Source organism: Bacillus sp. TH22 (assembly GCF_016651015.1).
Lineage (GTDB): Bacteria > Bacillota > Bacilli > Bacillales > Bacillaceae_G > Bacillus_A > Bacillus_A mycoides.
Window position 1 is genome coordinate 4,085,604 of the sequence record NZ_JAEKER010000001.1, and the last position, 11,139, is coordinate 4,096,742.

General features: G+C 36.9%; 14 protein-coding genes and 1 other annotated feature. All 14 genes read left to right on the top strand.

Translation table 11 applies throughout. The features are described 5' to 3' along the window. Positions 1-10 precede the first annotated feature (10 nt). A complete protein-coding gene (mreC, locus tag JFU18_RS20815) occupies positions 11-862 on the top strand; it encodes a rod shape-determining protein MreC (RefSeq protein ID WP_002129256.1) in 852 nt (283 codons plus the stop codon). Between the two features lie 14 nt (positions 863-876). Further along, complete coding sequence (gene mreD, locus JFU18_RS20820) at positions 877-1,422, top strand: rod shape-determining protein MreD (RefSeq protein WP_002015371.1); 546 nt, start codon at positions 877-879, stop codon at positions 1,420-1,422. A 35-nt stretch (positions 1,423-1,457) separates the two neighbouring features. Continuing rightward, positions 1,458-2,144, top strand: coding sequence for a septum site-determining protein MinC (gene minC, locus JFU18_RS20825; protein ID WP_002015372.1), 687 nt, complete (start codon positions 1,458-1,460; stop codon positions 2,142-2,144). 2 nt (positions 2,145-2,146) lie between these two features. After that, entirely contained in the window at positions 2,147-2,944 is a 798-nt protein-coding gene (gene minD / locus JFU18_RS20830) for a septum site-determining protein MinD (protein WP_000503308.1), read from the top strand. A 133-nt stretch (positions 2,945-3,077) separates the two neighbouring features. After that, complete coding sequence (locus JFU18_RS20835; RefSeq protein ID WP_002034147.1) at positions 3,078-3,824, top strand: M23 family metallopeptidase; 747 nt, start codon at positions 3,078-3,080, stop codon at positions 3,822-3,824. Then, on the top strand, positions 3,817-4,677 hold the full coding sequence (locus JFU18_RS20840; protein WP_002088816.1) for a M50 family metallopeptidase: 861 nt from the start codon (positions 3,817-3,819) through the stop codon (positions 4,675-4,677). Before JFU18_RS20835 ends, JFU18_RS20840 begins: the two co-directional genes overlap by 8 nt. A 42-nt stretch (positions 4,678-4,719) precedes the next feature. Continuing rightward, positions 4,720-6,129, top strand: a complete 1,410-nt coding sequence (locus tag JFU18_RS20845; RefSeq protein ID WP_201034339.1) for an Rne/Rng family ribonuclease — start codon at positions 4,720-4,722, stop codon at positions 6,127-6,129. Positions 6,130-6,206: 77 nt separating this feature from the next. Next, positions 6,207-6,285 (top strand) — a sequence feature (ribosomal protein L21 leader region). Between the two features lie 14 nt (positions 6,286-6,299). Beyond that, on the top strand, positions 6,300-6,608 hold the full coding sequence (gene rplU, locus JFU18_RS20850; protein ID WP_000270907.1) for a 50S ribosomal protein L21: 309 nt from the start codon (positions 6,300-6,302) through the stop codon (positions 6,606-6,608). Positions 6,609-6,619: 11 nt separating this feature from the next. After that, positions 6,620-6,964, top strand: a complete 345-nt coding sequence (locus JFU18_RS20855; protein WP_002138477.1) for a ribosomal-processing cysteine protease Prp — start codon at positions 6,620-6,622, stop codon at positions 6,962-6,964. A 3-nt stretch (positions 6,965-6,967) separates the two neighbouring features. Next, positions 6,968-7,258, top strand: a complete 291-nt coding sequence (gene rpmA / locus JFU18_RS20860) for a 50S ribosomal protein L27 (RefSeq protein WP_000944957.1) — start codon at positions 6,968-6,970, stop codon at positions 7,256-7,258. A gap of 63 nt (positions 7,259-7,321) precedes the next feature. After that, positions 7,322-7,870, top strand: coding sequence for a sporulation initiation phosphotransferase B (locus tag JFU18_RS20865; RefSeq protein ID WP_044442397.1), 549 nt, complete (start codon positions 7,322-7,324; stop codon positions 7,868-7,870). Continuing rightward, positions 7,870-9,153, top strand: a complete 1,284-nt coding sequence (gene obgE, locus JFU18_RS20870; RefSeq protein WP_002015378.1) for a GTPase ObgE — start codon at positions 7,870-7,872, stop codon at positions 9,151-9,153. Before JFU18_RS20865 ends, obgE begins: the two co-directional genes overlap by 1 nt. Before the next feature lie 174 nt (positions 9,154-9,327). Next, the gene (locus JFU18_RS20875) at positions 9,328-10,035 is read left to right on the top strand and encodes a response regulator transcription factor (protein WP_201031828.1); all 708 of its coding nucleotides are present in this window, start codon (positions 9,328-9,330) and stop codon (positions 10,033-10,035) included. Continuing rightward, positions 10,025-11,107, top strand: a complete 1,083-nt coding sequence (locus tag JFU18_RS20880) for a HAMP domain-containing histidine kinase (protein ID WP_201031827.1) — start codon at positions 10,025-10,027, stop codon at positions 11,105-11,107. Before JFU18_RS20875 ends, JFU18_RS20880 begins: the two co-directional genes overlap by 11 nt. Positions 11,108-11,139: the final 32 nt, after the last annotated feature.

The following is an 11,139-nucleotide window of genomic DNA, read 5'->3' on the forward strand; positions in this document are numbered from 1 at the left end:
GGGTGTGAACGTGCCACAGTTTTTCTTAAACAAAAGATTAATTGTTTTGTTAGTTAGTATTATTCTTCTCGTGGCATTGATTGGAATCTCATTGAAAGAACGGAACAGTTTATCATGGCCAGAGCAGTTTATAAAAGATACTGTCGGTGTTGTAGAACGTGTATTCCAAAAGCCAGCGAATTATGTTGCCGGATTCTTCGAGAACGTAGAAGATGTAAAGCGCACGTATGAAGAGAATAAAAAGCTGAAAGCAAAATTAGATTCTACCGCAGATTTATCTGCAGTAGTGAAAAATTTAGACGATGAGAATAAAAAACTACGAGAATTAACTGGTAAAGAAAAGTCCCGTGGTGATTATACGGAAGTACAAGCTAGTGTGGTTTCTCGTAATCCCGATAAATGGTACGATTTAGTTGGAATTGATAAAGGAGCACAGCAAGGGATCAAAAAAGATATGGCTGTTGTAACTCCGAAAGGTTTAGTTGGACGCGTAAAAAGTGTATCTCAGTTTACATCTTCAGTAGAGTTGTTAAGTTCGATGAGCCGAACAAACCGTGTTTCTGCTATTGTACAAGGACAAGAAAATATCTTTGGATTAATTGAAGGTTACGATAAAGAAAAACAACTACTTCTTTTCACAAAGATTAGCTCTGATGCAGAGGTACAAAAAGATCAACTAGTTGTAACATCTGGACTTGGTGATATCTTCCCTAAAGGTCTTGCGATTGGGAAAATTGTTGATGTTCAGCCAGATCCATACGGTTTAACAAAAACGGCTTATGTAAAACCATCCGCTGATTTGAATGATGTAGAGCATATTATAGTTGCAAAACGTGATATGCCTACAGCGCCGTTAGAATAGGAGGGAGAGAAGAGATGATGACGATTTTAAAAAGAGCAGCTCTTCCTCTTTTGCTCCTTTTTGTTTTTTTATTTGAAAATATGTTCTCTACTGTTGTTCCAACAGACGTCTTTTGGAAAGGCAGTATAGCAGCACCGCATTTCTTTATAATTGTGTTATGTTTTATTACAGTGTACTATAGTCCGGTTCAAGGGATTTACTACGGACTATTATTTGGTTTCTTATTTGATACCGTATACACGGAACTTGTCGGTATATATATATTTGCTTATCCGATTTTAGCTTATTTAGTTTATAGTGTGATGAAAGTATTACAATTGAATTTATTTATTGTCGCTTCTATCGTACTGGCTGGCATTGCAGCATTAGAGTATTATGTGTATGGGTTTTTAACTTTGTTAGGACGTACTCACATGTCAGCATCTGTCTTTTTCACAGATCGTCTCCTTGCTACTTTATTGCTAAATGGAATTTTCTTATTAATAGTTTGTTTCCCACTGAGACGATATTTAGTGCGTCTTTCAAAAGCGATAGAAGAAAAAGAAAAAAGGATTTTCTAATTTTATGTCGAATTGAATCGGTGGGGTGAACTTTAGTGGAAGAAAAAAAGCAACAAAATGTAACGATAAAAGGGACAAAAGATGGAATAACACTTCATTTAGATGATTGCTGTTCATTCTCTGAGCTACTAAAAGAATTGGATGAAAAGCTTTCTACACATTACTATGAGAGTGACGGACGTTCTTTAATTGAAGTGCGTGTTAAAGTAGGAAATCGCTATTTAACAGAAGTACAACAAGAAGAGATTCGTACGTTAATTCGCAATAAGAAGAACCTTGTTGTAGAATCAATCGAAAGTGATGTTATAACAAAAGCAGAAGCAATAGCTTGGAAAGAAGAAACAGAAATTGTCCCTATTTCCAAAATTGTTCGCTCTGGACAAGTGTTACATGTAAAAGGCAATTTATTATTAATTGGAGATGTTAATCCAGGCGGAACGGTTATCGCTGGGGGGAATATTTTTGTCTTGGGATCATTAAGAGGAATTGCACATGCGGGGTATGATGGAGATTCAGAAGCTGTTATTGCTGCATCTATTATGAACCCTATGCAACTCCGAATTAGTGATGTGACAATGCGGGCTCCGGAAGAGAAAGAAGACGGAGCAGAGGCGGCAGAATGTGCGTACATTAATGAGAACAATCACATTGTTGTCGATCGCCTGCAACTTCTCACTCATCTTAGACCTAATTTAACAAAGTTAGAAAGGGGAATTGTATAGCTGTGGGAGAGGCAATAGTAATTACATCTGGAAAAGGCGGAGTAGGTAAAACTACAACGTCTGCGAACATTGGTACAGCCCTTGCGTTATCTGGAAAAAAAGTGTGTTTAATTGATACAGATATCGGTTTACGCAATTTAGACGTAGTAATGGGGCTAGAAAATCGTATTGTATTTGATCTTGTTGATGTCGTTGAAGGGCGTTGTCGTTTACCTCAGGCTCTTATTAAAGATAAGCGTTTTGATGATCTTTATTTATTACCTGCAGCACAAACGAGCGATAAGTCGGCGGTAACACCTGAACAAATGGATGAATTAATACAAGTATTACGTCAAGATTATGATTACATATTAATTGATTGTCCTGCGGGGATTGAGCAGGGGTTTAAAAATGCAGTAGCAGGTGCGGATAAAGCAATCGTTGTAACAACACCAGAAGTATCCTCAATGCGTGATGCGGATCGTATTATCGGGCTTTTAGAGAAAGAGGATATTGAACCACCGAAACTTGTCATTAACCGTGTGCGTAGTCATATGCTTCATGAACAGGATATGTTAGACGTTGATGAAATCGTACGTACACTGTCAATCGAGCTTCTTGGAGTTGTCGAGGATGATGATGAAGTTATTCGTGCTACGAATACAGGTGAACCTGTAGCGCTGCAACCTAGCGGGAAAGCAGCAATAGCTTATCGTAATATTGCAAGACGCTTGTTAGGTGAGAATGTACCATTACAAGCATTTGAACAAGAAAAAGTATCGGTATTTACAAAGATGAAAAATTTCTTTGGAATCCGTTAAAAGCACTTCGCATAAATGCGGAGTGCTTTCTTTTTTCTTCGCATGAATATCTTCCTTCTATAACTCATACATATGTACAAACTGTATATAACTGTTTCTATTTGAATAAGGCTAACGAAAGAAAGGAGACAGTATGAAGAATAGACGTGTGGAAGAAATTAAAAAGCGGATTGCGAAAAGGAAAGCAGAGCAAGAATTGCTAGAAGAAGAGCAGTATTTTGCGGGAGGAGATTTTGATAGCGAAACGGTCTTTATTGAAGAGGGGGAGAAGGAAATTCATCCTCTATTTCGAAAAGAAGTTTTTCTCTTCAAAGTTTTGCTATCAGCAATATTAGTTCTTTCGGTTGCTATTTTATTTAAGAACGCACCTTCTTCTTTTGATGGTACTAGAGCTGTTACAGAAAAAGTTATGCAAGAAGAATTTCAATTTGCTACTATATCAAAATGGTATGAAAATCAGTTTGGAAAACCTCTCGTGTTCTTTTCTCCAAATGAGAAAAAAGAAGAGGCTATTCAGCAAAAGGATTATGCGATTCCTGCCTCTGGAAAGGTGATGCAAGGATTTCAAAAAAACGGCCAGGGTGTATTTGTTCAAACGGCTACAAATGCAACGGTGGAGTCAGTAAATGAAGGTATAGTTGTTTTTGCGGGCAAGAAAGAGGAACTTGGAAATACAGTTCAAATTCAGCACGCTGATGGTACGGAGTCATGGTATGCAAATTTAAATGATATGTCAGTAAAATTATATGATTACGTTTCAAAGAAACAAAAAATTGGAATAGTGAGTAATGATGAAAATAATAAAAATGGCAAATTTTATTTTGCAATAAAAAAGAATGAAAAATTTATTGATCCAATTCAGGTGATTTCATTTGATTAAATATAGGGATGTTTTCACGAAAATTTCTGTGCATCCGTTGTTTTGGGTTATTATTGTCATTGGTATTTTTACAGCACGTTTTAAAGAGTTACTATTACTATTTTGTATCGTTTTAGTTCATGAACTTGGGCATGCTTTTGCCGCAGCGTATTATAATTGGCGTATTAAACAAATTCAGCTTTTGCCGTTTGGTGGTGTAGTTGAGATGGAAGAACATGGGAACAAATCGTTAAAAGAAGAATTAATTGTCGTTATGGCGGGGCCAATTCAGCATATATGGATGATTGCAGTCGCTTACATTTTGTATAAAGCGGGCTGGGTAACTGACGATTTGTACCATTTCTTTGTATGGAATAATGTCATTATTTTAGGGTTTAATTTATTGCCTATTTGGCCACTGGATGGTGGAAAAGTATTATTTAATGTATTATCATATCGTTTTCCCTATTTACAAGCACATGAAAAGATGATGAAATTGTCATGTGTTTTTTTTAGTGTAATATTAGGATGGCAGTTACTTTGGAATAGTAATAACATTATGATGTGGGTATTACTCGTTTTTCTAGCGATTTCTTTATATCAAGAATGGAAACAAAGACGGTACGCATTTATGCGTTTTTTATTAGAGCGTTATTATGGGAATAAAAGAGATATTGAAAAAATAGCACCTATTGAGGTGAAAACGGAAGATCATTTATATACGATTTTCACAAAATTTCGCAGAGGATATAAACACTCTATTATCGTCCATGGAAAATATAAAGAGCATTACACATTGGACGAAAATGAATTGTTGTATGCGTATTTTGCTGAAAAACGAACAACCTCATCTGTTGAAGAATTAATTGGTTAGTGTTGACGACGACACTAACCTTTTATATTGTAAGGAAAAGAAATGAAAAGTGAGGAAAGAATTTTGAAGACGTTATATATTAACTACACTGGTTCGGAAAAGCGTGTTGCGATAGAAGAGAAACAAAAAATTGTAGAGCTTTTATGGAAACGGAATGAAGAGCAGGAGATTGTCGGACATATTTATGTTGGGCGTATCGTAAGAACAATTGCTGGAATGAACGCAGCCTTTGTAAATATCGGATTAGAAAAACATGCATATCTTTCATTTGATGATGTACCATCTTCATATCGCACACATGAAGGGCAGGCGATACTTGTACAAGTTGTGAAAGAGGCAATTGATACGAAGGGGCCAAAATTAACGGCGAAGATAGAATTTACCGGAAAATATGTCGTTTACATGCCCTATGATGAAATGCGCGCTGTTTCTCGGAAAATAAAAAATAATAAAAGAAGACAACAGTTACTGGGAATTGAAGTAGAAGGAACAGGTGGATACATTTTCCGTTCTGCTTCTGAAAAAGGAACGATCGATGAAATACAAGCTGAAATGCAAGGGTTGCAGCAGTTATATGAAGAGTTAAAAAGAAAAGAAGATCAAGGGAAGGCGCCCTTACTACTTCATCAACCAGCGACGTTTTTAGATCGTGTATTTCAGGAGAACCCAATTGAAACAATTGAAAAAATAGTTGTAGATACGAGAAGTATAGTAAAAGAATTAGAAGAAAAAGTAGGGAAAGAAAGAGTAACCTTTTATAATGAAAAATCTTCGATGTTTAACCATTTTGGAATAGATCGTGAAATCGAGAAAGCACTTCAAAAAATTGTGTGGCTACCAAATGGTGCCTATCTAATTGTAGAACAAATGGAGACGATGACTGTAATTGATGTGAATACAGGTAAATTTACTGGAAAACAAAATTTACAAGATACCGTATTTCGCACAAATGAAATGGCTGCTGAAGAGATTGCTCGTCAATTAAGACTTCGTGATATTGGCGGGATGATATTAATTGATTTTATTAATATGAAAAGACGGGAAGATAAAGAGAAGGTAAGAGAGCGTTTAATGATAGCTTTACAAGATGATCGCACATATACAAGAGTGCTTGGGTTTACAGAGTTAGGTATTTTAGAGATGACGCGTAAGCGCAAGAAACATTCGTTACGTGACGTATTATTAGAAGAGTGTGCGCCTTGTAAAGCGACAGGTTACGTTATATCTAATGAAACAATTGCGTATGAGCTAGAGAGAGAGCTTATTACTTATGGTAATATAGAGGATGAAGCTGTATTGATTGGTGCTTCAAAAAAAGTACAAAAACATTTTTCACAAAAAGAATTACAAAAAAATATTCCATTTGAAATTTATTTCAAAGATGATATTATCGAAAAGTACGCTATTATCCGTTTTGGAAGTAAGAAAGAAATTGTAGAACGGAAAAAATAGTTAGCAGAACATTCATTGACAATAGTCAATGAGTCATGGTAATATTTTTATGTTATAGTTTATAGCACCTAAACTGCTATATGCTACAACCGCACAAGACAGGTTCCCTAAAGACATTTTATGTCTACCTCGTTTTTGGCGAGTCTTAGTAATTAAGAGGAGGTGCAAGTATGTACGCAATTATCGAAACAGGTGGAAAACAAATTAAAGTTGAAGCTGGTCAAGCAATCTACATTGAAAAATTAGATGTTGAAGCTGGTGAAACTGTTACTTTTGACAAAGTTCTTTTCGTTGGTGGCGAAAACGTGAAAGTTGGTAGCCCAGTTGTAGAGGGTGCAACAGTTACTGCGAAAGTTGAAAAACAAGGTCGCGCTAAGAAAATCATCGTTTTCAAATACAAAGCGAAAAAGAACAATCGTAAGAAACAAGGTCATCGTCAACCTTACACTAAGCTAGTAGTTGAAGCTATTAACGCTTAATTCTGGTTAAGATGATTAAGATTACGATAAGTCGCACGAAACTAGGAAGTATCCGATCATTTAAAATGACTGGACATGCCAATTATGCGCCACATGGACAAGATCTTGTCTGTGCTGGAACTACAGCGGTTGTGTTTGGTTCTATAAATGCAGTGGAAGAACTTTGTAATGTGCAGGCAACTATTGAACTCGGAAGTGATGGCGGATTCTTGACGTATGAATTGCCTAATGATTTAGACGTTCATACAGCAGAAAAAGCACAAATACTTCTAGAAGGATTGGTTGTTTCACTTAAGACGATTGAACTTGATTACGGAAAGTATATCCGTTTAATAGAAAAAGTGCAGGAGGTGTAACGTATGTTAAGATTAGATCTTCAGTTTTTCGCATCTAAGAAAGGTGTAGGTAGTACAAAGAACGGTCGTGACTCTCAGTCAAAACGTCTTGGTGCTAAACGCGCAGATGGTCAAACGGTTTCAGGTGGTTCAATTCTTTACCGTCAACGCGGTACAAAAATTTATCCAGGTGTTAACGTTGGTCGTGGTGGCGATGACACTTTATACGCGAAAGTTGACGGCGTAGTACGCTTTGAGCGTCTTGGTCGTGACCGCAAACAAGTGAGCGTATATCCTGTTGCTCAAGAAGCATAAGAACTCACGGAAAACTCTAACCTGAGTGCAGGTTAGAGTTTTTCTATATTAAGGGGTATCTAAATGAATGAAAAATGGACAATTATAGATGCGTTGAGCCACTCGAGACATGATTGGCTCAATCGTTTGCAGATGGTTAAAGGAAATCTTTCCCTTGGAAAAGTGGAAGAGATTCATAGGCTCATCGATCGTTTTGTCCAAGAAGCGAGACAAGAATCCAATCTGATGGGGCTATCAATGCCTTTATTTTCAGAGTGGATTTTAACATATAATTGGAAACAGCAACCGTGCTTATTGGAGTACGAAGTATTAGGGAAATTACATAACTTATCTCATCTAGATGAGACTGTATGTACATGGACGAATCAGTTTTTCTTAATGCTTCAGCATAGTTTAGACGTATATGTTGAAAATTATGTTTGTATCACAATTGAATGTGACGCGGAGAATGCTCGTTTCTTTTTTGATTTTCGTGGAAAGCTAACGAATGTAGAAGAACTACAAACGTGGCTTGCGAACGAAAACAATAAATGGTATTCCATTTCTTATACAGTACGAGACGAAGAAGTCTCAGTTATATTACAACTAATCGAAAAAAGTGTGGTGAAATAATGTTTGTAGATCAGGTCAAGATATATGTAAAAGGCGGCGACGGTGGTAACGGAATGGTTGCGTATCGTCGTGAGAAGTATGTACCTAAAGGTGGCCCAGCAGGTGGCGACGGTGGTAAAGGTGCAGATGTTGTTTTTGTTGTTGAGGAAGGCTTACGTACATTAATGGACTTCCGCTACCAACGTCATTTCAAAGCTGATCGCGGTCAGCACGGAATGAGTAAAGGTCAGCACGGTCGTAAATCTGAAGATTTAATCGTAAAGGTTCCACCAGGAACAATAGTGAAAGATGAAAAAACAGGTGAAATTCTTGCCGATTTAGTAACGCATGAACAAACAGCTGTAATCGCAAGAGGTGGCCGTGGTGGCCGTGGTAATTCACGTTTCGCAACAGCGACGAACCCAGCGCCAGAAATCGCTGAGAACGGGGAACCAGGTCAAGAACGTGATGTCACGCTAGAACTTAAAGTGCTAGCAGATGTTGGACTTGTTGGATTCCCAAGTGTAGGTAAATCTACATTATTATCTGTTGTATCATCAGCGCGTCCGAAAATTGCAGAATATCACTTTACAACAATCGTTCCGAATCTTGGTGTTGTTGAAACTGGTGATAACCGCAGCTTCGTTATGGCTGACCTTCCTGGACTAATTGAAGGCGCACACTCCGGCGTTGGACTTGGACACCAATTTTTACGTCATATCGAACGTACACGTGTAATTGTACACGTTATCGATATGTCTGGTTTAGAAGGACGTGAGCCATATGAAGATTATGTCACAATCAATAATGAACTAAAAGAATACAATATGCGTTTAACTGAGCGTCCACAAGTTGTTGTTGCAAACAAAATGGATATGCCAGATGCAGAAGAAAACTTACAAGCATTTAAAGAGAAATTGGGAGACGAAGTGAAAATTTTCCCAATCTCAGCTGTAACGAAACAAGGTGTTCGTGACTTACTATTTGAAGTAGCGAACTTATTAGAAACAACACCAGAATTCCCAATGTACGATGATGTAGAAGAATCTGAAGCAAGTGTAATGTACAAATTTGAATCTGAATCTAATTTTGAAATTACACGCGAAAGTGATGGCACATTTGTTATTTCTGGTTATGACATTGAGAAAACATTCAAGATGACAGACTTCTCACGTGATGAATCTGTACGCCGATTTGCTCGTCAAATGCGTGGAATGGGTATTGATGAAGCCCTTCGTGCACGTGGTGCAACAGACGGAGATATTGTGAAAATTCTTGAATATCAATTTGAATTTATCGATTAAGACTGCCGAAATATGGCGGTCTTTTTTTTTTTCGTTATTTGAGTCCAGTAAAAACCCAATTCATATAGGCGAACTATAAGTCGATATAGGAAAAAATCCCCATTGATTAAAGTTTCAATTTATAATAGAAAAAGGAGTGATTTTAGAAGAATATTTTATGGGGAGAAAAGGAATATGTATAAAATATTAATTGTAGAAGATGATGAAAAAATTGCAGAGATATTAGAGGAGCATTTAGAAAGGTATGGATATCAATCTTTCAGAGTGAGCGATTTACGGCATATAAAAGATGAGTTTGTAAAAGTAAGTCCTCATCTTGTGTTACTTGATATTAATTTACCATACTTTGATGGCTTCTACTGGTGCCGCCAAATCCGCACTGTATCGAATGCGCCGATTATTTTTGTTTCTGCAAGAACAGGGGAAATGGATCAAGTAATGGCGATTGAAAATGGCGGAGATGATTACATTACGAAGCCATTCCATTTAGATATCGTAATGGCAAAGGTGAAAAGTGCACTCCGCCGCGGGTATGGTGAGTATGCTTTGGCCGCGGAAAGGGACTGCTTAGGTGTTAATGGATTGTTATTATTCCCATCACAGCACACAGTAGAGTGGAAAGGTCAACAAACGGAACTTACAAAAAATGAGTTTTATTTATTAGAATGTTTAATGAAACAATCAAATCAATACGTGACACGTGAAGAGCTGTTAGAGGCTTTATGGGATGAAGTAGCTTTTGTTGATGATAATACATTAACCGTGAATGTAAAGCGTGTAAGGAAGAAACTTGAGGAGTTAGGCATTAAAAATGCAATTGTCACAAAGCGTGGGTACGGTTATGCTCTTCTTACTGAGTGGGGCGAAGGGCATGAAGGTTAAAAATTACCTCATAGACCGCTTTTCTTTAATTATTACTTATATTGTAAGCCTTTGTTTATTTGGACTCGTATTGCAGCTGCAAAGTCTCTTGGAAAAGAGATCAATTGATTGGGGTACGTGGTTATATGGGCTTTTATTAGGGACAGTTGTATTTAGTGTATACCTTATTTACGATTACCGAAAACGAAGTGTGTTTTTAAAGAGAATAGAACAGTATATTGCCGGTGGACATACATTACATGACTCTTTACTTATTGATACTTCTTATACAACAGAGCAAGAACTGGTCGTTGAAGCGTTTACGCTATTAAGGCAGCAATATATGAATGAAGTTCATAAGCAGCATGCAAAAGAGCAACAGCAAATGATTTTTATGAACCAGTGGATCCATCAAATGAAAACACCAGTATCCGTTATTGAATTATTGTTACAGAAATATGGTAAGGAGCACCGTGAAGCAAGGGGAACGATTGAAAGTATTCGTGAAGAAAATAATCGTATTTTAAATGGGTTAGATTTAGCGTTACATATGGCAAGGTTAGATCAATTTTCGAAAGACTATAAAGTAGAAGTAGTAAATGTTATAGAGGTCATTCGAGATATTATTAATGAAAATCGGAAGTCGTTCATTCAATCTTCTGTATTTCCGAAAATGATGTTTGAAGAAGAGACTTGTATGATTGCGTCTGATAGAAAGTGGCTTAGTATCGCGATGAGCCAAATTGTTGTGAATGCAATTAAGTATACAAAAATTTCAGAAGCAGAGAAAAAAGAAATTCAATTTCAAATTGAAGAGAAAGATCAAAAGGTGTTATTACATATTAAGGACAATGGAATTGGTATTCCTGAGCAAGATGTAAAGCGTATATTTGATCCGTTCTTTACGGGAATAAACGGCCGTAAAACAAGGGAAGCGACAGGTATGGGTTTATATATTACGAAGGAAATCTGCGGTAATTTACATCATGGAGTGTATGTACAATCAACTGAAGGGGAAGGAACAACAGTTACGTTCCAATTTGCAAAAGATGAAGAATATCATACATTAATGAGAAAAATGACAAAACTGTAAGATAACAAAACGTTTTGTAAGGGAAATCACTC

Coding starts and splice junctions, on each gene's coding strand:
- mreD (WP_002015371.1), top strand. CDS start 877: ATGATGACGATTTTAAAAAGAGCAGCTCTTCCTCTTTTGCTCCTTTTT.
- JFU18_RS20835 (WP_002034147.1), top strand. CDS start 3,078: ATGAAGAATAGACGTGTGGAAGAAATTAAAAAGCGGATTGCGAAAAGG.
- JFU18_RS20845 (WP_201034339.1), top strand. CDS start 4,720: ATGAAAAGTGAGGAAAGAATTTTGAAGACGTTATATATTAACTACACT.
- rplU (WP_000270907.1), top strand. CDS start 6,300: ATGTACGCAATTATCGAAACAGGTGGAAAACAAATTAAAGTTGAAGCT.
- JFU18_RS20855 (WP_002138477.1), top strand. CDS start 6,620: ATGATTAAGATTACGATAAGTCGCACGAAACTAGGAAGTATCCGATCA.
- rpmA (WP_000944957.1), top strand. CDS start 6,968: ATGTTAAGATTAGATCTTCAGTTTTTCGCATCTAAGAAAGGTGTAGGT.
- JFU18_RS20865 (WP_044442397.1), top strand. CDS start 7,322: ATGAATGAAAAATGGACAATTATAGATGCGTTGAGCCACTCGAGACAT.
- obgE (WP_002015378.1), top strand. CDS start 7,870: ATGTTTGTAGATCAGGTCAAGATATATGTAAAAGGCGGCGACGGTGGT.
- JFU18_RS20875 (WP_201031828.1), top strand. CDS start 9,328: ATGTATAAAATATTAATTGTAGAAGATGATGAAAAAATTGCAGAGATA.
- JFU18_RS20880 (WP_201031827.1), top strand. CDS start 10,025: ATGAAGGTTAAAAATTACCTCATAGACCGCTTTTCTTTAATTATTACT.